Genomic DNA, 19,400 nt, shown 5'->3' with positions numbered 1-19,400 from the left:
CTTCGGACCTGCGTCAGCCGAATGGCAGCGCCCAGCTGCCTTGCCGCCAATGGCCGAAGTGGCCGCGGCGGTAACTCTCACCGCAATTCATTTACCCCTTTTTCATGCGTAATAAAGGTATAGTCATTGCGCTGACGCTTATCGTGTCGGCGTTGTGCGTCTACTTCCTCTACTTCACGTTCGTGTCGCGCCGCGTGCAGGCCGATGCCGTGACCTATGCCACCCACAACGGGACGGTGGACCAGAACAAGCGCCAGCACTACCTCGACTCGGTGTGGCGCGCTCCGGTAACGAGCGTGCTCGGGGCTGATTACACCTACCGCGATGTGCGCGCCTCGGAACTGGGCCTCGGCCTCGACCTGAAGGGCGGCATGCACGTGACGCTGGAAGTATCCCCGGTGGAGATTGTGCGCGCCATGGCCGGCAACTCCAAGGACGCCAAGTTCAACCAGGCCCTGCGCCGCGCCCAGGAGCTGCAGAAGCAGAACCCGAGCACCGCGTTTACGGCCCTGTTCGGCCAGGCTTGGCGTGAGGCGGCTCCCGGCGACAAGCTGGCCCGCATCTTCGCCAACACCACCAACCGTAGCCGCGGCATCGACGCCGGCTCGTCGGATGAGAAAGTGCTGCGCGAAATCGACCAGGAAGTGGAAGAGGCCATTACCCGCGCCTTCACCATCCTGCGCACCCGTGTCGACAAGTTCGGTGTGAACCAGCCCAACATTCAGCGCGTGAAGGGCACCGGCCGTATCCAAGTGGAGCTGCCCGGCGTGGACAACCCCGACCGTATCCGCAAGCTGCTTCAGAGCCAGGCTAAGCTGGAGTTCTGGGAAGTGTGGAACCTGCAGGAAATCATTCCTGCCCTGCAGCAGGCTAATGAGCTGATCATTGCCCAGGACAAAGTCTCCAAAACCGCTCCGGCCGTAGCCGCCGCTACGCCCGCCGCTGCCGGCGACACCGCCGCCCAGGCCGCTGGCGACACCACCTCGCTGGCTGCTCAGCTGGCCAACAAGAACAAGACCACCAAAGCCGCTGCCAAAGACAGCAGCGCCGCTTCGCAGCAAAACCAAGGCCTGTTTCAGTACCTGATTCCGGTAGACCCCTACACGCTGGTGGCCCAGCTGCGCGACACCGCCCGCGTCAACGCCCTGCTTGCTCGCCCGGAAGTAAAAGCCTCGCTACCGCCGAACCTGACCTTCATGTGGGGCTCCAAGCCCGACACGCGTGACAAGAAGGAATTCCTGACCATTTACCCCATCCGCAAGGCCCGCGACCAGCAGGCGCCCATCAGCGGGGAAGTGGTATCCGATGCCCGCCAGGACTACGACCAGCAGGGGCAACCGGAAGTATCGATGCAGATGAACCCCTCGGGGGCCAAGAAGTGGCAGAAGCTGACCGGCGCCAACGTGAACCGTCAGGTAGCCATCGTGCTCGACGACCTAGTGCAGTCGGCTCCGCGCGTCAACGGCGAAATTGCCGGCGGCAACTCCAGCATCTCGGGCTCGTTCGACATCGACGAGGCGCAGGACCTGGCTACCAAGCTGAAGTCGGGTAAGCTGCCCGCTCCCACGCGCATCGTGGAAGAAGCCGTAGTGGGTCCCTCGCTCGGTCAGGAAGCCATCAACCAGGGCCTGTACTCCTCGCTGGCCGGTCTGGGCATCATCATGATTTTCATGGCCTTCTACTACGGCCGTGCCGGTCTGGTAGCCGATGCCGCCCTGCTCTTCAACATGTTCCTGATCCTGGGTGTACTGGCCCAGTTCAGCACTGCCCTCACGCTGCCCGGCATTGCCGGTATGATCCTGGTAATTGCTACCTCGGTTGACGCCAACGTGCTGATCTTCGAGCGTATCCGCGAAGAACTCAACCACGGCCTCTCGCACAAGGACGCCATCAACAAAGGCTACTCGCGCGCTTTCACGGCCATCTTCGATACCAACGTCACCACGCTGATCATTGCCATCATCCTGGGCTTCTTCGGCACGGGTCCGGTGCAGAACTTCGCCGTGACGCTGGGTATCGGCGTGTTTACCTCGTTCCTCTCGGCCTTCTTCGTGTCGCGCCTTATCATCGAGTGGCTGATCAAGGGCAAGGAAACGACCCGCATCACCTTCTCGACCTTCCTCTCGCGCAACCTGTTCCAGAACGTGAACTTCGACATCGTGGGCAAGCGCTACATCGCCTACGCCCTGTCGTCGAGCATCATCGTCATCGGCTTTATCCTGATGTTTATTCAGGGTGGTCCGAACCTGGGTGTGGACTTCCGCGGGGGCCGCGCCTACGTGGTTGACTTCAGCCAGCCTATGGTGGCTTCCGACGTGCGGGAGCACCTGCACGGGGTATTCCAGAACGCCGGCACCGAGGTGAAAACCTACGGCTCACCCGACCGCCTGCGCATCACCACCGGCTACCTGGCCGATGACGAAAGCGTCGCTGCGGACCAGAAAGTGCGCGCGGCTCTCGACAAAGGTCTGGACCAGTACGCCTCGGCTAAACCGGTGGTGCAGAGCACCTCGAAAGTAGGCGCTACCATTGCCGACGACATCAAGAAGACCTCGGTGTTGAGCCTGGGTCTGACGCTGCTGGCCATCTTCGTGTACGTACTGTTCCGCTTCGAGAAGTGGCAGTACTCGATGGCCGCCGTAGTCGCCCTGTTCCACGACGCGCTGTTCGTAATTGCCTGCTACCCGATTGCCCGCGCCCTGGGCATGAACCTGGAAATTGACCAGGTATTCGTGGCCGCCGTGCTGACGGTAATCGGCTACTCGATGAACGACACCGTGGTTATCTACGACCGTATCCGCGAGTACCTGAAGGAAAACCCCAACCTGACCTTCGCGCAGGTGGTGAACCCGGCCCTGAACAGCACCTTCTCCCGCACGATGATTACCGCTACCACCATCCTGATGGTAGTGACGGTGCTCTTCTTCTTCGGCGGCGAGACGCTGCGCTCGTTCTCCTTCGCCATGATTGTGGGTATGATCATCGGCACGTACTCCTCGCTGTTCATCGCGGCTCCGCTTATCCTCGATACCTCGGCCGGCAAGGCCAAAGGCTCGGAGCCCGGTGCGCCGACCGATGCCGCCGCTCCGAAGCTGTCGACGGCCCTGCAATAAGAAGCACGGATTTAGACGGATTTTTCGAATTCCACGGATTTTGTGGACGATTGTAGAGGTGCCACGGCTTGCAGCCGTGGCACCTCTTTTTCTTTACCGCGGACCTTCAGTTCGTGCCGAAGACCTTTGTTTCCTTGCAGCCGTGGCACCCCTTTTTTCCAGGGAGTCTTTGCCGGGCATTCGGTGGTAGATGGGGCTTGGTACCGGGATGCGGCGGAGGCTACGCCGCTTATCAGACTGGGCTTAAGTTTTTTAGTGGGTTAGCGGCCTTGGACTTTATTTTGGCGCTGATTTTCATGTAGCTACATCTTTTTCTATCTTTTTATGAATTATCAAGCAACCATTTATCCGGCAGCCGGCGAGTTGCCAGATGTAACACCACTACCGCCGCCGTGCCCACCGCTCAGCCCGACCACGACCCCGCTTTGCTTCTTGGCCTGTTGGCCGGGTGCCAGCGTGCCGACCGCGGCAGCCAGCGCCGGCTGTACCTGCTGTACTACAGCTACGCCATGAGCATTTGCCTGCGCTACGCCCGCACCCGCGACGAAGCCATGGAAGCCGTCAACGACGGTTTTATGAAGGTATTCAAGGACGTCGCCCGCTTCGACACGGGCAAGTACGAGCAGTTGAGCAATACCTTCCGGGGGTGGCTGAAGCGCATCATGATTCACACCGCTATCGACCAGTACCGCGCCACCGAAAAACATCGCCACCAGCAGTCCATCGACGAGACGCCCGCCCTGCAGTATGCCGACGACCACTACACGGCGCTGGACGCGCTGAGCTACGACGAAATCATCACGCTGGTCAGCCAGCTCACGCCCGGTTACCGGGCCGTGTTCAACCTGTACGTCATCGACGGGTACACGCACGAGGAAATAGCCGCGCAGCTGGGTATTTCCGTTGGTGCCTCCAAGTCCAACCTTTCCAAGGCACGGGCTCACCTCAAGACCTTGCTTTTTAAGAACCGCCACCATGCATACGCCGGAACTATCGGATGAGGAACTCGACGCGCTGTTCCGGCAGGGCGCTGAGCACTACCCCGATGAGCTGAACCTGGGGGCGTGGTCGCGCATGGAGCAGAAGCTGGACGCGGCCCACGTGCAGCAGCTGGTCAACCGTAAGGTGGCCCGCCTGTTCGCGGCCGAAATGGCCGTCGTGGCCCTGGTACTGCTCATCTGGGCTGGCTACCGCCAGTACACCGGCTCTGGTGAGCCTGAAGCTGCCGCCCGAACGGCCATCAATCAGCCATCAGGCGCCAGTACGGCGCACCGAGTAGGCCAGGCCAGCGGGCAGGCGCCGAATAGCCGCGTAGCTGCCGCCGATCCAACTCGCATAAGCCCGGCCGCTGCTGTACCGGGCCAAGCAGCCGCCGCGGTAAGTATGCCCGACCGCAACGCTACCGCTGAAGCTGCGGAAACAGAAACAGGCGTATCAGCGGGCGTTGGCGCGAAAAAGTCGGCGCAAGGCATCCGGGTGCGGCCTGGCCTGGGGCTGGCCCCGGCGGCCGTGACGATTCGTCTGCCCGAGCCTGGGCAGGCTGCTGAGGCAAGTGATGCCGCGGCGCCGCGGCATACACGTCGGACGCAAGCAGCCTGGGCCGCCGCCCGCGAACAGTTCATCAGCGCGGCCGTGGCCGAGGCAGTAGGGCAGGAGAGAGGCGCCCGGCGCAAACCAGGTAACCGCACGAAGCGTGAGCAAGGGGCAGTTTCGGGCACGGCGGCCGTAGCAGCCACCTCGCAGCAACCCGCCGTAACCCGGGCCGCAATGGATGGCCGGAAGCCGGCAGCACGGGTAGCCCTTGAAGGCCCAACAAGTGTAGCTGCCAACAGCGCACCGGACCAGCCAGCCGCAAAACCAATGCCCGGCCAGGAATCCACATCGGCTTCTGCTCAAGCTGCTACATCCGCAGGTCCGGAAGCCGCGGTGCAGGAAACGAGCCCGGCCTCAGCAGCTGCGAACGAAGCAACTGCGGCTGGAGCAGCCGAAACCCTGGCAACGCTACCCACAGCCTTGCTCACCGAGGCCGAAGCACTGCCGGAAGCTCTGATGGGCACCGCGCCGGTACGCCCGCGGCGCCCCTCGACGCCTTCGCGGGTGTTCATCACGGGCCTGTACGCGCCGGAGTTGAGCACCGTGCACCACGCCGGCTTCACGCGGCCGGGCCGCAGCGCGGGCATTCAGGTAGAGTACCTGCTGACTCCGCGGCTGCGCGTGAGCGTGGGCCTGCTGAGCTCCATGAAGTATTACTACGCCCACGGCTCCGACTACACCTTTGCGTGGCCGCCGTCCTACCCCGTGGAGCGCATCGATGCCGCCTGCCGCATCACCGATATTCCCGTCAACCTGCGCTTCGACGTGTGGCAAGGGGTGCGCGGGCGCGTGTTTGGCAGCGCGGGGGCGTCGTCGCTGCTGATGCGCGATGAGCTGTACAAGTACACGTACCGCACCAACGGCTACATCTATAGCCGTAGCTGGGGCGTGAAAAATGGGAAAAACCACCCTTTCAGCGTGGTGAATATTTCCGCTGGCTACGAATACCAACTCTCACCCCGCTGGAGCGCGCAGGCCGAGCCCTTCCTGAAGCTGCCGCTGGGCGGCGTGGGCGCAGGCAGCGTGCGGCTGAGCAGCGGCGGCGTGTTCCTGGGCTTGAAATACGGCCTCTAGCCTTCTTTTCCACCGCGCCGGGCTGACGCCCGGCCACAGCTTACAACTATGGATTTACGGCATCTGCCGCGCGCCGCCGCCTGGGCGGCGTGGGCGGCACTGGCTGCTAGTGCCTGGCTGGGTACGGGCGGCTGCTCCTACCAAAACGAAGAAGAGCTGTTCGGCCCGCAGCTGGTCAGCTGCGACACCACCGCCGTGACCTACGCGGGCACCATCGCGCCGCTGCTGGCCCAGCACTGCCAGCGCTGCCACGGCGCCACCCGCCGCGAGGCCGGCGTGCTCGTCGGCAGCCACCACGATGTGCAGACCCTGGGCCGCACCGGCCAACTGCTCGGCGTGATTCAGCACAAGCCTGGTTACCCCGCCATGCCCTACGACGAGCCCAAGCTCTCGGAGTGCGACATCAATAAAGTCCGAACCTGGGTGCGCGCCGGCATGCCCGATAACTAACCCCACCGACCAACCATGAAACGCCTGTTTCCGTTGCTGGGCGCCCTGCTGCTCAGCCTACCGCTGCTCGCGCAGCAGCGCTATACCACGCGCTCCGCCTCCATCGACTTCTTCTCCGACGCCCCGCTGGAGGACATCAGCGCCAAGAATACCCAGGTGACGGCGGCCGTCGACCTGCTGAGCCAACAGGTAGCCTTCGTGGCCAACATGAAGGAGTTTGTTTTCCCCGACGGGCTGATGCAGGCGCACTTCAACGAGAACTTCGTGGAGTCGGAGAAATTTCCGCGCGCCACCTTCAGCGGGCGCATCCTGAACCTGCCCGAAAACGGCTTGCCCGCCCAGGGCGTGGTGCCCGTGGAGGTGGAGGGCGACCTGACCATCCACGGCGTGAAGCGCCACATCAAGGCGCCGGGCACGCTGGAAATGCTCGACAAGCAACTGGTGGCCAAGGCCAAGTTCAGCGTGGCGCCAGCCGATTACAAGATTGAAATTCCTTCGCTGGTGAAGGAGCACATTGCCAAGTCGGTGGCCATTACGGTGTACGCCGTGTGCGCTCCGCAGATTGCCCCGCCGGTTTCTTCCCAGACGCCGCGCTAACCCATGCGGCTTTCCCTTCTCTCCATGGCCACTTTTTACTCCGCACTTTTCCGCCTGCTGCTCCTGGGCGGCGCGTTGCTGCTCGGGCTGAGCCTGCCCGCCGCCGCGCAGGATGATTTGCTGCAGCAGCTGGAGCAGCAAACCAAGACCGACGCCCAGCCCGACTTTACCACCGCCACCTTCAAGGGCACGCGCATCGTCAACGGGCAATCCATCGAAACGCCCGCCAAGGGCTCGATGATATTCCTGATCGGGCACCGCTTCGGGCAGCTCAACAGCGGCACCTACAATTTCTTCGGCCTCGACCAGGCCACCATCCGGCTGGGGCTGGAGTACGGCATCAACGACCGGCTGGCCGTGGGCATCGGGCGCAGCTCCCTGGATAAGACCTTCGACGGCTTCGTGAAGTACCGGGCGCTGCGGCAGCACACGGGCGTGCGCGCCATGCCGGTGTCGCTTACGCTGCTGGGCAACAGCACCATCAGCACGCTCAAGTACCCCGTCGGGGCCGAGCGCAGCACGGCCTCCCGCATGGCCTACAGCTACCAGGCCCTGATTGCGCGCAAGTTCAGCCCCAGCCTCTCGGTGCAGCTCATGCCCACGCTGGTGCACCGCAACCTGGTGCCGCTGCCCACCGACGACAACGACGTGTATGCCGTGGGCGGCGCCATTCGTCAGAAGCTCACCCGCCGCATTGCCGTCACGGCCGAGTATTACTACGTGCTGTCGGAGGAAACCGCCCGGCAGGCCCGCAACCCACTGGCCATCGGCTTCGACATCGAAACCGGCGGGCACGTGTTTCAACTGCACTTCACCAACGCCCAGGGCATGGTCGACCCGCTGTTCATTCCGCGCACCACGGGCGACTTCTTCAACGGTGACATCTTCTTCGGCTTCAACATCAGCCGCTCCTTCGGCCTGAACCACTAATCACGGATTTAGACGGATTTTTCGGATTACACGGATTTTGTGGACGATTACCTACCGTACCAAACAGCCCGACCTTGCGGTCGGGCTGTCGCATTTATACCCGCCAGGCCCAGCAGGAAACAAAAGAGCCGAAGCTTTTCAGCTTCGGCTCTATGATCGTCCACAAAATCCGTCTAAATCCGTGATTTAGAAGCCGGCCGTTACGCCTTCGGCTACTACTTCGCGTACTTCGGGCACCATACGCTTGAGCAGGTTTTCGATGCCCGACTTCAGGGTAACCGTGGCCGAGGGGCAGCCCGAGCAGGAGCCCTGCAGGTTTACCGTCACCACGCCTTCGTTGTAGCTCTTGAAGGTGATGTTGCCACCGTCCTGCTCCACGGCGGGGCGCACGTAGTTGTCGAGCAGGTCGATGATTTTCTGGGCCGTGGCCTGGTCCTCTTCCGAGTGGTTGGCGCTGGCAGCCTGCTGGGCGGCGCGCTGCTCCTGGGCCGGATCAACGAGGAAGATGGGCCCGCCCGACTCCACGTAGGACTTCAGGAAGGTGCGAAGCTCCGGAATCAGGTGCGTCCACGTCAGGTCCGAAGACTTGGTCACCGTTACGAAGTTCTGGGCGATGAACACGCGGCTCACGTAGTCGAACTTAAACAGCTCCTGGGCCAGCGGCGAGTTGGCGGCGGCTTCGGCGTCGGGGTAATCCACGCTCACCCCGTCGCTCACGAGCTGGGTGTTGAGCACGAACTTCATCGACTCGGGGTTCGGGGAGGCTTCGGCGTAAATCGACACCGAGCCGGTGGGGGCGGAAGTATTCATGATTGAGACTGTGCTGCTTAGAGACGCAAGGGAAGGCCGCCGGAAAGCGGATATGGTGTATAACCGCAACGAGGGCCTGCTGGTTGCAAAGGTAGCAGAAAGCCCCCACCGCCGCGCCGCAAAGCAGGCCGCAGCGCCGGTGACCAACCGGAAACCGGAGGCGCTGGTCGGGCCCGGACCTAACCCCTGGGTAGGCGAAGCCCGTAGGTACCGGCATGCTGCCTGTTCGCCTTGTTCGTGCGTTGTTTCGGCCGGTTGATATTGCCTGGCTGGTGTATTTGCGGCTGGGTGCCGGGTTTTTGCTGGCGCTGGAGCACGGCGGCGCTTTCGTGTGGGGGCGTGTGCGCAACTACACCGAGCCGCGCTTTCACCTGCGCTACGTGGGCTGGGAGTGGCTGCCGCACCCGCCGCCTACGGTTATCTACATCATCTACGCCGCCATTGTCGCGGCGGGCATTGCGGTAGCGGCGGGCTGGCGCTACCGCTGGGCCGCCGCCGTACTCAGCCTCGGCTACGTGGCCCTGCTGCTGCTGGAAGAAACCGAGTACATCAACCACTTCTACCTCTACGCCTTGGTAGCGGCGGTGCTGGCGGTGCTGCCGGCCCACCGCGCCGCCTCTGCCGATGTGCGCGCTGGCCGGGTGGCGCCCGCCGCCACGGTGCCGGCCTGGACGCGCGCCGTGCTGCTGTTCCAGATCGGGCTGGTGTACGTCTTTGCCGCCCTGGCCAAGCTCAACCCCGACTGGCTGGCCGCCCGGCCCCTGACGGTGTGGCTGTCGGCCAAGGCGCACTACCCCGTGCTGGGGCCGCTGCTGACGCAACCCAGCACCGCCTGGCTCATGAGCTACGGCGGCATCCTGTTCGACGCGCTGGTGGTGCCGCTGCTGCTGTGGCGCCGCACCAGGGTCTGGGGCTTTGCCTGGGCTGCCCTGTTTCACCTCACCAACGTGGTGATATTCGGCTTGGGCACCTTCCCATGGGCGGCCTTGCTGCTCACCAGCCTGTTCTTCGCCCCCGATTTCCCGCGCCGCCTGCCCGGCTTCGTTGGTCGTTGGTTTCGCACGCGTGTGCCAGCTCCCGCCACCCAGGCACCAGCCGAGGCTCCCGCACCGGAACCGGCCGATACACCGGCCCAGCGCTGGGTGCTTATCGGCCTGGGCGTATTTGTGTTGCTGCAGGTACTGATTCCGTTGCGCCACTTCCTGTACCCGGCCGACGCGCACTGGACCGAGGAAGGCCACCGCTTCAGCTGGCACTTGATGCTGCGCACCAAGGACGGCACGGCCCGTTTCCGCGTGCGCCTGCCCAATGGCCGCGAGGAAGTAGTGCTGCCCGAGGACTACCTCACCCACAACCAGCTGCGCAAGCTCACCGACAACCCGGACATGCTCCTGCAGTTTGCCCAACTACTGGCCCAGGACTACCGGCGGCGCGGCCTGCAGCCCGTAGCCGTTTACTGCGACTCCCAGGTCAGCCTGAACGGCCACCCACCGCAGCCCTTGGTTAGCCCCGAGCTGAACCTGCTCGCGCAGCGGCGCGGCTGGGGCCACTACGCCTGGGTACTGCCCGGGCCGGTGCGGTAGGGGCTAGCGCGGCGCTGGCTCCGGCAGCGTGTCCTGCACCACGGCCAGCAGCCAGTCCTCGCCGGTGCGGGTGAGCTGGTAATAATGGTAGTGGCCCTCCCAGTAATCATCGGTGAGACCGGCGCGCTGCAGGCGCATGGCGGCGCGGTTGGCGGCGGGGCGCCGCACGCCTGCCGCCTGCGCAAGGGCCGAGGTGGCACAGGCCGGCTGCTCCATCAGAGCCAGGCACACGGCTACCAGCACCGGGAGCTGGTGGTCAGTGGGCAAGGCCAGGCGGGCGCGTAGGTGGCGGCCCACACGGGCGGCTACCTGAGGTGGCTCGAAGCGTTGCGGGTCGGGTTGTGGGGGCTGGTCGCGCCGGATTACGCGCTCGGCAAAACGCTCGACCAGAGAAGCGGGAGCAGATTCAGGAAGCATCAGCAGGATAAGAATAGGATTAAGCGTCAACTTAAGCGCTTTTGCCTGCTTGCACAATGGGCCGCCTCCCCGGTGTACTCCCAAACCGACTTCGGTTAGCCGTCTGCCGGTCCGGCTTAGCGCTTGGCCGACCCAGCTTAGCATCCGGCCGGTTCAGCTTAGTCCGATTACGGTCCAGTTTGCTAACTATTCGACCTGGCTTGGTACGTAGCCGACCCCTCTTACCACCCGAGCGGTCCAGCTTACCACATATCCGGTCCGAAATGGTCTTATATCGGTCCGATAAGGTTCCTGATCGGTCCGGTTTACTTGCTTTGCGGCCTAGTTTACAGGGCCGTTAGCATTAAGCGTAGCCCATTAGGCATCGTGCTTCGTCCGGTTCCCCCTCTCCTCTTCGGAGAGGGGGCCGGGGGGTGAGGCGCAACGTGAGGCGCAACGAAGCGGTAGAGATGCTTCGGCTTCGCTCAGCATGACGTTCAGACACTATTGCACGAGTACTTAGCTTGCCTCCAGCCTGATAGGTCGGCGCTACACCCGGCTCGTGCGCGCCCGCAACAGCATATCAGCCAGCACCAGCGCGGTCATGGCATCCACGATGGGCACGGCGCGGGGCAGTACGCACGGGTCGTGGCGGCCGCGGCCGGCCAGCTCGACGCTCTGGCCCTGGTCGTCGATGGTCTGTTGGGGCTGCAGGATAGTGGCCACCGGCTTGAAGGCCACGCGGAAGTAGATATCCTGCCCGTTGCTGATGCCGCCCTGAATGCCGCCGCTGTGGTTGGTACGCGTACGCACCTGCCCGGCTTCATCCGTGTAAAACTGGTCGTTGTGCTCCGAGCCAAACAGCAGCGTGCCGGCGAAGCCCGAGCCGTATTCGAAGCCCTTCACGGCGTTGATGCTCAGCATGGCCTTGCCCAGCTCGGCGTGCAGCTTGTCGAACACCGGTTCGCCCAGGCCCGCCGGTACGCCCCGCACCACGCCCGTTACCAGGCCACCCACGGTGTCGTGTCGGTCCCGGGTCTGGCGAATCAGCTCGGCCATGCGCTCGGCGGTGTCGGGGTGGGGGCAGCGCACCGGGTTGGTATCGATGAGGGACAGATCTAGCTGCTCGTAGCCTACGGGCACGGCCACTGCGCCCACCTGCGACACGTAGCTCTGCACCGTGATGCCTTGCTGCTGCAAAAACTGCATGGCCACGGCGCCGGCCGCCACGCGCGCGGCCGTTTCACGGGCCGAGCTGCGGCCTCCGCCGCGGTAGTCGCGGTGGCCGTATTTCTGGTCGTAGGTATAATCGGCGTGGGACGGCCGGTAAGCGTGCTGAATGTGCGAGTAATCGTGGCTGCGCTGGTCCTGGTTGCGAATCAGCAGAGCAATGGGCGTGCCCGTGCTCCGGCCCTCAAACAGGCCCGACAGCACCTCCACCTGGTCGGCCTCGGCGCGCGGCGTGGTCAGGTCCGACTGCCCGGGGCGGCGGCGGTCCAGGTCCCGCTGAATGTCGGCTACGTCCACGGCCAAGCCGGCCGGGCAGCCATCGATAATTACGCCGATGCCGGGGCCGTGCGACTCGCCGAAGGTGCTGATGCGAAACAGGGTGCCGTAGGAATTGCTCATGCGCGCAAAGGTAGACGCTAGATGGGCGCCGACGCACCTCGCTCCGTATAGGAGCCGGTATGCTCTGCCTTTGCCGTTGTTGCCTGTTATTGCTTGTGCTGTTAGGCCTTGGCCCGATGGTGCGGGCCCAAACCGCCCCGCCGCGCCGCTTCGACCGCGCCTTCCAGGCTTGGTACAACTACACCGGCGACCACCGCCTGACCGATTTCTGGGGCGTGCACACGGAGGGTCAGTTGCGCCGCGCCGACCTCGGGCCCCGGCGTCAGCAGCTGCTCCTGCGGCTGGGCCTGAATCAGCACTGGTCTGACAAGTGGCAGACGGCCGCTGGCTACACCTTTCTGCGCACCTACCCTTATGGGGAGTTTCCGGAAGGCAATAGCTGGGAGCACCGCAGCTACGAGGAAGTGCAGCTGACCGATACGCTGGGCCGGCTGGCCCTCGGGCACCGCTACCGCCTGGAGCAGCGCTGGATTCGGGGCGAAGGTGAAGCTGGCCCCACGTACGAAAACCGCGCCCGCTACCAGTTCAGCGTGCAGCTGCCCTTGCGGGGCCGGCGCGTCGATGCGCACGAGTGGTACCTGACGGCTTACGACGAGGTGTTCCTGGGTTTCGGCCACCACGTGCAACATGCCTTCGACCAAAACCGCCTGTACAGCGCGCTAGGCCGGCAGTTTACCCAAGCCGCGGCCGCTGAGCTGGGGTACATGTACCACGTCAAAGCCCACGACGACGGGCAGGTATATGAGCTACACCACACCCTGTACCTGGCCCTGACCTACAACCTGGATCTGCGCCGGACGCAAGACCATTGACTGTCAGGTCGAGCTTGTCGCGCATCAAGCGAGGAATCAAGACATTCTCGCGGGCTGACTTCTGAGAGAAGCCTTAATGAGGTATTTACTATCCGGCGAGGTGTCTCGACAAGCTCGACCTGACGGACCTCACCTCCTCACAAAATCAGCCGCACGCCGCCCAGCTCCGAGAGCTGATAGGGAAACTGGTTGCCGGGCGAGCCGATAAACATAAAGTTCTTCGGAATGCCCCACTCCGCGGAAAGCTCTTCGATCAGCTCGGGGCCAAACCGGCCCTCCCGAATAACAAAGTCCACCTCAATCTGCTCATAGGCGCGGTCGAGCACGCGCACGTCGTTGATGAGCTCGGGCGCTACCTGCTCGCCGGGGTTGAGCAGGGTCACGATTTTCAGTCGGTTGGTGAATTCGTTTTCCACCACGTAAGCCATGACCTTGTTGAGGTTCGACACGTTGTCGCCCTTGGTGAAAAACACGAATTCCTGTTGGTTCAGCTCGCGCAGCAGCCGGCGCACCGTCAGCCGCCCGAAGCGCGACCAGCTACCGTAGCGCTCTGATAGCGACTGAATACCGTGCAGCACCAGCCGCAGGATGGCCACGCGCTCCAGCATTACCACCACCAGCAGCATGGTGGGCACGAAGTATTCCAGAAACACCACCAGGTAGTCGGGGTGCAGCTTGATGTTGCCGAACAAACCCACCACCACGCCCAGCAGCGCCAGAAACACCGTCAGTATGGTGGCGTATTCGGGGCGCGGCAGGCGGCGGCGCTTGCCCTTCAGCAGGAAGTTGCCGATGGCAAAAAACGCCATGACGGAGAGAAACGAAATAGTATACACGCCCGCCAAGGGCCCGAGCTGCCCGCGCGTGATGAGCAGGATGCTCACGCAAAGCAGGAAGAAGCTCAGCAGGATGATGTAGTTGCTGCCGCGGCGGTTTTCCTTCAGGAAGGCCTGCGGCCAGATGCGGTCCAGGGCCATGCGCTTCATCAGCCCGCTCACGCCCACGAAGGAGGTAAGCACGGCCCCGCTGAGCACGGCTACGGCATCGATGGAAATGAGTGCGGCCAGCCACCGGCCTCCGGCCACCTGCCCGAGGTAGGAGAGGAGCGTTTCGGTGTGCTGGCCCACCGTCACGAGCGGCAGCACGCCCACGGCCAGCAGCGCCAGCACGGGGTTGAAGAAGCTCACCACTACCCACATGTTGCGCAGCGTCTTGCGAAACACGCCGGGAGCCTGTTCTTCCACAAAGTTGGCCGAGCTTTCGAAGCCCGAAATACCCAGCAGCGCCGCGCTGAAGCCATAGAATAGCGCCGTGGCGATGCTGCCGCGCACCGGAGCGTGGAAGTTTAGCTTAAGCGTGCCCAGCCCGTGCGTGGCCAGGTACCACGTGGCCGCGCCCACCAGCAGCAGCAGCGTAGCCAGGTGCACCAGAAAAATCACCAGCGCCACCTTGGCCGATTCCGACATGCCCAGCAGCGTTAGTACCAGAAACAGCCCCAGCAGGGCCATGGTGGCCGGCAGCACGGGCAGCGGCGCCCACAGCGCGTGCAGGTAGTGCATGGCTTCGCTGGCCGAAATCACCGCCGTGGCCATGTACGAAAGGATGGTCAGGGCCGCGGCCAGGGAGGCGTTGCTCTTGCTGGTGGTGTTGAGCAGTACGTTGTAGGCCCCGCCGTTGAGGGGCAGCGCACCCACCACTTCACCGTAGATTTTGCGAAACAGAAACAGCACCGCCGCCACCAGCAGCAGGGCCAGCCAGGCGTATTGCCCGGCGTAAGTAATGGCCAGCGCCGACACGTACAGGCACGAGGAGGATATATCGTTGCCGCAGATAGCCGTGGCTTCCAGTTCGTTCAGCTTGGTGTGGGTGCTCATGAGCAGACGCGGTAAAGGAAAGCAAGTGGCTAGGCTACGCAGACGGCGCCCGCGAAGATGAATTTAGGCTACAAAACCATTGAGGCGCCGCCCCAAGCGTGCTGAGCAGGGCACCCGTAAGCATTCCGAAACGTTTATCTTTGAGCTTCCCATCCCAACTCACTTGCTTATGTCCTCCCAGGCCGACGTCCTCTCGCCCAAAGCGCAGGTCCAACGCAACAAAGGCTCCCTCAACGCCGCTGGTTTCACCGATTACTACGACATCGACGACCTGTTGACCGAGGAGCACAAGCTCATCCGTCAGAGCATCCGCGACTTCGTCAAGAAGGAAATCAGCCCCAACATCGAGAAGTGGGCCCAGCAGGCGCACTTCCCGTCGGAAATCGTGCGCAAGTTTGGTGAGGTAGGCGCCTTCGGCCCCACCATTCCCACCGAGTACGGCGGCGGCGGGCTGGACTACATCAGCTACGGCCTGATCATGCAGGAAATTGAGCGCGGCGACTCTGGCATGCGCTCTACCGCCTCGGTGCAAGGCTCGCTGGTGATGTACCCCATCTACCAGTACGGCTCCGAGGAGCAGCGCCGCAAGTACCTGCCCAAGCTGGCCTCCGGCGAGTGGCTGGGCTGCTTCGGCCTCACCGAGCCCGACCACGGCTCGAACCCCGGCGGCATGGTCACCACCATCAAGGACATGGGCGACTACTACCTGCTCAACGGCGCCAAGCTGTGGATCAGTAACTCGCCCCAGAGCCAAGTGGCCGTGGTGTGGGCCAAGGACGACAACGGCCGCATCCGCGGCGTTATCGTGGAGAAAGGCATGGAAGGCTTCACCGCCCCCGAAATTCACAACAAGTGGAGCCTGCGCGCCAGCATCACCGGCGAGCTGGTGTTCGACAACGTGAAGGTGCCCAAGGAAAACCTGCTGCCCAACGTGGAAGGCCTCAAGGGGCCGCTCGGCTGCCTCGACTCGGCCCGCTACGGCATTGCCTGGGGCGCCATCGGCGTGGCCATTGACTGCTACGAATCGGCCCTGAAATACTCGCTGGAGCGCGAGCAGTTCGGCAAGCCCATTGCCTCCTTCCAGCTGCAGCAGAAGAAGCTGGCCGAAATGATTACCGAGATTACCAAAGCTCAGCTGATGGTGTGGCGCCTCGGCATGCTCAAAAACGCCGGCAAAGCCACCTCGGCCCAGATCAGCATGGCTAAGCGCAACTCGGTAGATATGGCTCTGCACGTAGCCCGCGAAGCCCGGCAGATTCACGGCGGCATGGGCATTACGGGCGAGTACCCCATCATGCGCCACATGATGAACCTGGAGTCGGTCATCACCTACGAAGGCACCCACGACATTCACCTGCTTATTACCGGGGCGGATATTACCGGGATTCAGGCGTTTAAGTAAGCGCTGATACAGTTCAATCAAAACGGCCGTCCCGCATAGGGCGGCCGTTTTCCGTTTCAGAAGTTATGGCGTTGATTCAGCTTATGCAAAAGCGGCTGACAGGCTGTTGTCTGCTATTGAGCAGCGCAGCCCTGGGGCAAAAGTCGCCTGTACCCGAGCGGCTGGTGTACGAGCTGACGCACAGCATTCTGAATGAGCTGCGGCCTCAGGCCCAGACGTGGTACAAGCGCGGCGCTAACGGCAAGTACCAATGGCAGCGGCCCACGCCCAATGACACCCCCGCCGTGCGTCTGCTGCTGCAAGACCGGTCGGGCGTGGCCTGGTGCAAAGGCCTGCTGTGCTCATCCAGCGCCGCCGACTCCGCCCGCGACGAGCAGGAGCTAACCCCCCGCTACTTCAGCCCCGCCGACCTGGCCTACATGCGCCAGCAACTGCCAACGGCGGCAAGCTTCGTCTTCCGGCAAGTCCGGATCAAGTTGCCCTGGGTGCATGTGGTGCCCCTAGATACCCTCAACGCGCTGCGCAAGCGGCTGGGCTGGCAGGCCCGCCCCTGGCTCGGCGACACGCTGCTGCAGCGCTACGGCAATCAGAGCATATACCATATCAGCCGCATCGTCTTTACCCGGGACCGGCGCCGCGCCTTGGTTGCCGTCGGCAGCAACTACAACGGCTACACGGTGGCGGTATACCGCAAAAACGGGGCAGTCTGGCGCTGGGAACGGGAACTGATGATGGTGGAGTATTAGCGCTGTTATTCAGCCTGGAGCCACTACTCAGCGCTTTTTCAGCAGGTACACGGCTCGGAGTGTATATAGGTGCTGCTAGTGAAATGAGTGATTATCGGCCCACTTGCCAACCTTGGCGGTGCAGCTGATTCTCTTAGCCACGCTCCGGGCCAACCGGCCCGACTCAGCGCAGCTCGTCAAACGCGTACTGCGCCGTGCTCCAGAACTCGTCCAGGGCCACAATGCGCGGCTTAAAGAACGAAATCAGCCGGGGCCAGTCCTCACGGCTGAACATATTCACCGGCGTCAGCTCCTGATAAATACGGCTGATGGGCTTGCCGTATTCGTCGGCCGAGTCGGCTTCCCAGATCCAGGTTTCGCCGGTGGTTTCTTCCAGCATGGTGCACAGCTCCCGAAACTGCTCGAAAAACAGCTCCCGTAGGCCCGCGTCGGCATGCGTGATGTCGATGCTGACGGTGGCGCGGCGCGTATCGGCGTGCAGGCGGAAGTACACGTGCTTGAGGCCGGTTTTGTAGTTGACCCAGTTGGTGGGCAGGCCTTCGGCATTGGGTACCGGCTGCATATATTGGCCAAAAGCCGTCCAAAAGGCCTGCCGCAGCTGCGCGGCTTCGGTTTTGCTGTACATGGGAAAGGGGAGAAGCGGGGCGCGAAGGTAGGTACTAGGCTATACGCCGTAAGTTGGGTCCCGATTGTTATTCCGCGTCTATGGGCCTCGATACCGTTGAGTTGATTGTTGCTGTCGAAGACTTTTTTGGCTTCTCGATTCCTGATACCGAAGCCGAGCAAATGGGCACCGTGCAGCAGATTGCCGACGGCGTGTGCCGGCTGCGCGGCGGCTGCGACGCCACTACCCCCTCGCGTATTCAGCAGGGCTGTCACGCCACCATCCGCCGGGAATTGCAGGCCGCCCTGCGCCTGGCTCGCCGGCCCGATTCTCATATACCCCTGACCAAGCTGCTGCCCACCACGGCGGCCAACTGGCGGCCGCTGTTAGCCGGGGTGGCCGGGCGCACCGGCTGGCGGGTTCCCGAATTCACCGACCCCCAGCTGCCGGCTGCCTCTTGGCTGGGCCGGCTGTTTAGGGCGCAGCCCGAGCGGTGGGTTGACTGGCGCCAAGCTACCGTAGGCGACTTAGTCGACTGGACGGTGTCGCTGAACTACCCGCGCTTCTACCACGGGCCCGACGTGGCGCTGGCCTACGACGTGTTACGCATCGTCACGGGCATCGTGGCCGAGCGTTCCGGCCACGACATCTGGGAAATCCGCCCGCCGGACAGCATCACCCATGACCTGGGCATGGACTGAGAAGCCGCCCGGATTGCTATTTTGCAGCCGCTAAGACCTTTCGCCATGCCCCAAGCCGCTCCGCTCGTTGTCCTCGAATGCCTCGTTGCCGGTACCTCGCACCGTGACAACCTCGCCGAGCACGAGCCCAACCTGAAGATTAACCAACCTTTGGAGCTGCGCCGCGAGGCCGATAGCACTTTTGACGACTGGGCCGTGCAGGTGCACACCCTGCCCGAAGCCGGCGCCGTGTGGCTGGGCTACCTGCCTGAAGGCCGCAACGAAACCGTGGCCCGGCTGCTCGACGCGGGCAAGCGCCTCACGGCTCGCCTCACCCACAAGTCCTGGGAAGACGACTGGCTGTACCTCAACATCGAGGTGTTGCTGCACGAATAGCACCTATTACCTCCTATGGCAAGCTCCAGCTAGGCTTGGGCGCGGACGAGCCTACTCCCGCCGAAAAGCTCGGTTATGGTGGCAGCTGGTATAGACGGTTTTTGGATGCTAATGGTTGAGCTATAGATGATTACGTTGGTGGCTAAGGCCACCGGTCGTGCAGGTCTATCGTATAGGCGGGTATCACCAATCCATTTTTTTCCGCCATGGCTACCGACAACCAGAATACCAACCGCGACCAGCGCGAAGAGGACAAGCAGAACTACCGCGACACGCCCGAATCGCGCTACCAGCCCGACCGCAACAACCCCCAGCGCCACCACGACCGTGACCCGCAGGACGACGGCGACGCTACCCAGGACTTCAACACCATCGGCGACGATGGCACCTCCGACGGCATAGCCAAAACCACGGCCGGCTCGGGCGGCAACAACGGCGGCCCCGGCGGCCGCGTCGGCGATAAAACGGCCAGCCCCAACCGCGACCAGGGCGGCACCAAAGGCGCCGGTACCTCGCACCAGGACCAGCTGCGTACGCCCTCGGCACAAGGCCCTCACCAGGGACAAGGCGATAAGCGCAACGACGCCGACCATGGCCAAAGCGGCCAGGCCGGTTCGCGCTCCGGCCGTCAGGTGTAGCGCAGCCAGCCTTTTTGCAAAAGGATCTGCCGCGCCGGGCAGCCGCTGAAACGGGCTGCCCGGCGCGGTGGAG

Annotated in this window: 18 protein-coding genes; 13 read left to right on the top strand and 5 right to left on the bottom strand. The window is 63.2% G+C overall.

What is annotated here, in order from left to right; all coding sequences use genetic code 11:
* Nucleotides 1-104 precede the first annotated feature (104 nt).
* The 6 genes from secDF (at nucleotide 105) to B0919_RS14820 (ending at nucleotide 7,757) form a co-directional block, all read left to right on the top strand.
* Nucleotides 105-3,113: a protein translocase subunit SecDF gene (secDF, locus tag B0919_RS14850; RefSeq protein WP_078013073.1), complete on the top strand. Its 3,009-nt coding sequence runs from the start codon at nucleotides 105-107 to the stop codon at nucleotides 3,111-3,113.
* Nucleotides 3,114-3,505: 392 nt separating this feature from the next.
* Nucleotides 3,506-4,114, top strand: a complete 609-nt coding sequence (locus tag B0919_RS14840) for an RNA polymerase sigma factor (RefSeq protein ID WP_078013071.1) — start codon at nucleotides 3,506-3,508, stop codon at nucleotides 4,112-4,114.
* Nucleotides 4,089-5,780 carry a hypothetical protein gene (locus B0919_RS14835; RefSeq protein WP_078013070.1) on the top strand — a complete coding sequence of 564 codons (1,692 nt, stop codon included), beginning with the start codon at nucleotides 4,089-4,091 and terminating at the stop codon, nucleotides 5,778-5,780. Before B0919_RS14840 ends, B0919_RS14835 begins: the two co-directional genes overlap by 26 nt.
* Nucleotides 5,781-5,828: 48 nt before the next feature.
* Entirely contained in the window at nucleotides 5,829-6,230 is a 402-nt protein-coding gene (locus B0919_RS14830; protein WP_078013069.1) for a c-type cytochrome, read from the top strand.
* Between the two features lie 15 nt (nucleotides 6,231-6,245).
* Nucleotides 6,246-6,827: a YceI family protein gene (locus tag B0919_RS14825; protein ID WP_078013068.1), complete on the top strand. Its 582-nt coding sequence runs from the start codon at nucleotides 6,246-6,248 to the stop codon at nucleotides 6,825-6,827.
* Nucleotides 6,828-6,851: 24 nt separating this feature from the next.
* A complete protein-coding gene (locus B0919_RS14820; protein WP_078013067.1) occupies nucleotides 6,852-7,757 on the top strand; it encodes a DUF5777 family beta-barrel protein in 906 nt (301 codons plus the stop codon).
* A 186-nt stretch (nucleotides 7,758-7,943) separates the two neighbouring features.
* On the opposite strand, the gene B0919_RS14815 is transcribed toward B0919_RS14820, so the two are convergent.
* Nucleotides 7,944-8,567: a NifU family protein gene (locus B0919_RS14815; RefSeq protein WP_078013066.1), complete on the bottom strand. Its 624-nt coding sequence runs from the start codon at nucleotides 8,565-8,567 to the stop codon at nucleotides 7,944-7,946.
* A 215-nt stretch (nucleotides 8,568-8,782) separates the two neighbouring features.
* Between B0919_RS14815 and B0919_RS14810 the strand changes: the two genes are divergently transcribed.
* Nucleotides 8,783-10,150, top strand: a complete 1,368-nt coding sequence (locus B0919_RS14810; RefSeq protein WP_078013065.1) for an HTTM domain-containing protein — start codon at nucleotides 8,783-8,785, stop codon at nucleotides 10,148-10,150.
* Between the two features lie 3 nt (nucleotides 10,151-10,153).
* Here B0919_RS14810 and B0919_RS14805 read toward each other — a convergent pair whose 3' ends face one another.
* Nucleotides 10,154-10,567, bottom strand: coding sequence for a winged helix-turn-helix domain-containing protein (locus B0919_RS14805; protein WP_139362151.1), 414 nt, complete (start codon nucleotides 10,565-10,567; stop codon nucleotides 10,154-10,156).
* A 528-nt stretch (nucleotides 10,568-11,095) separates the two neighbouring features.
* A complete protein-coding gene (gene aroC / locus B0919_RS14795) occupies nucleotides 11,096-12,175 on the bottom strand; it encodes a chorismate synthase (protein ID WP_078013062.1) in 1,080 nt (359 codons plus the stop codon).
* Nucleotides 12,176-12,270: 95 nt separating this feature from the next.
* On the opposite strand from aroC, the gene B0919_RS14790 reads away from it, so the two are divergent.
* Nucleotides 12,271-12,987, top strand: coding sequence for a DUF2490 domain-containing protein (locus tag B0919_RS14790; protein ID WP_176133059.1), 717 nt, complete (start codon nucleotides 12,271-12,273; stop codon nucleotides 12,985-12,987).
* Nucleotides 12,988-13,124: 137 nt separating this feature from the next.
* On the opposite strand, the gene B0919_RS14785 is transcribed toward B0919_RS14790, so the two are convergent.
* The gene (locus B0919_RS14785) at nucleotides 13,125-14,861 is read right to left on the bottom strand and encodes an APC family permease (protein WP_078013060.1); all 1,737 of its coding nucleotides are present in this window, start codon (nucleotides 14,859-14,861) and stop codon (nucleotides 13,125-13,127) included.
* A gap of 169 nt (nucleotides 14,862-15,030) precedes the next feature.
* Between B0919_RS14785 and B0919_RS14780 the strand changes: the two genes are divergently transcribed.
* Complete coding sequence (locus tag B0919_RS14780; RefSeq protein WP_078013059.1) at nucleotides 15,031-16,263, top strand: acyl-CoA dehydrogenase family protein; 1,233 nt, start codon at nucleotides 15,031-15,033, stop codon at nucleotides 16,261-16,263.
* A gap of 116 nt (nucleotides 16,264-16,379) precedes the next feature.
* On the top strand, nucleotides 16,380-17,009 hold the full coding sequence (locus B0919_RS14775) for a hypothetical protein (protein ID WP_078013058.1): 630 nt from the start codon (nucleotides 16,380-16,382) through the stop codon (nucleotides 17,007-17,009).
* A 163-nt stretch (nucleotides 17,010-17,172) separates the two neighbouring features.
* On the opposite strand, the gene B0919_RS14770 is transcribed toward B0919_RS14775, so the two are convergent.
* Nucleotides 17,173-17,634: a DUF4268 domain-containing protein gene (locus tag B0919_RS14770; RefSeq protein WP_078013057.1), complete on the bottom strand. Its 462-nt coding sequence runs from the start codon at nucleotides 17,632-17,634 to the stop codon at nucleotides 17,173-17,175.
* Between the two features lie 80 nt (nucleotides 17,635-17,714).
* Here B0919_RS14770 and B0919_RS14765 point away from each other — a divergent pair, with 80 nt between their 5' ends.
* From B0919_RS14765 to B0919_RS14755, 3 genes are all read left to right on the top strand, one after another.
* Entirely contained in the window at nucleotides 17,715-18,314 is a 600-nt protein-coding gene (locus tag B0919_RS14765) for an acyl carrier protein (RefSeq protein ID WP_078013056.1), read from the top strand.
* Between the two features lie 45 nt (nucleotides 18,315-18,359).
* Nucleotides 18,360-18,689: an HIRAN domain-containing protein gene (locus B0919_RS14760; RefSeq protein WP_078013055.1), complete on the top strand. Its 330-nt coding sequence runs from the start codon at nucleotides 18,360-18,362 to the stop codon at nucleotides 18,687-18,689.
* A 206-nt stretch (nucleotides 18,690-18,895) separates the two neighbouring features.
* Nucleotides 18,896-19,327: a hypothetical protein gene (locus B0919_RS14755; RefSeq protein WP_078013054.1), complete on the top strand. Its 432-nt coding sequence runs from the start codon at nucleotides 18,896-18,898 to the stop codon at nucleotides 19,325-19,327.
* Nucleotides 19,328-19,400 lie beyond the last annotated feature (73 nt).

Source organism: Hymenobacter sp. CRA2, assembly GCF_002007105.1.
Taxonomy (GTDB): domain Bacteria; phylum Bacteroidota; class Bacteroidia; order Cytophagales; family Hymenobacteraceae; genus Solirubrum.
The sequence above is the reverse complement of the archived record's forward strand: the minus strand, read 5'-3'. Positions and strand labels throughout refer to the sequence as shown.

Coding starts and splice junctions, on each gene's coding strand:
- B0919_RS14810 (WP_078013065.1), top strand. CDS start 8,783: ATGCTGCCTGTTCGCCTTGTTCGTGCGTTGTTTCGGCCGGTTGATATT.
- B0919_RS14820 (WP_078013067.1), top strand. CDS start 6,852: ATGGCCACTTTTTACTCCGCACTTTTCCGCCTGCTGCTCCTGGGCGGC.
- B0919_RS14815 (WP_078013066.1), bottom strand. CDS start 8,567: ATGAATACTTCCGCCCCCACCGGCTCGGTGTCGATTTACGCCGAAGCC.
- B0919_RS14825 (WP_078013068.1), top strand. CDS start 6,246: ATGAAACGCCTGTTTCCGTTGCTGGGCGCCCTGCTGCTCAGCCTACCG.
- B0919_RS14830 (WP_078013069.1), top strand. CDS start 5,829: ATGGATTTACGGCATCTGCCGCGCGCCGCCGCCTGGGCGGCGTGGGCG.
- B0919_RS14760 (WP_078013055.1), top strand. CDS start 18,360: ATGCCCCAAGCCGCTCCGCTCGTTGTCCTCGAATGCCTCGTTGCCGGT.
- B0919_RS14835 (WP_078013070.1), top strand. CDS start 4,089: ATGCATACGCCGGAACTATCGGATGAGGAACTCGACGCGCTGTTCCGG.
- B0919_RS14805 (WP_139362151.1), bottom strand. CDS start 10,567: ATGCTTCCTGAATCTGCTCCCGCTTCTCTGGTCGAGCGTTTTGCCGAG.
- secDF (WP_078013073.1), top strand. CDS start 105: ATGCGTAATAAAGGTATAGTCATTGCGCTGACGCTTATCGTGTCGGCG.
- B0919_RS14755 (WP_078013054.1), top strand. CDS start 18,896: ATGGCTACCGACAACCAGAATACCAACCGCGACCAGCGCGAAGAGGAC.
- B0919_RS14770 (WP_078013057.1), bottom strand. CDS start 17,634: ATGTACAGCAAAACCGAAGCCGCGCAGCTGCGGCAGGCCTTTTGGACG.
- B0919_RS14780 (WP_078013059.1), top strand. CDS start 15,031: ATGTCCTCCCAGGCCGACGTCCTCTCGCCCAAAGCGCAGGTCCAACGC.
- B0919_RS14765 (WP_078013056.1), top strand. CDS start 17,715: ATGGGCCTCGATACCGTTGAGTTGATTGTTGCTGTCGAAGACTTTTTT.
- aroC (WP_078013062.1), bottom strand. CDS start 12,175: ATGAGCAATTCCTACGGCACCCTGTTTCGCATCAGCACCTTCGGCGAG.
- B0919_RS14785 (WP_078013060.1), bottom strand. CDS start 14,861: ATGAGCACCCACACCAAGCTGAACGAACTGGAAGCCACGGCTATCTGC.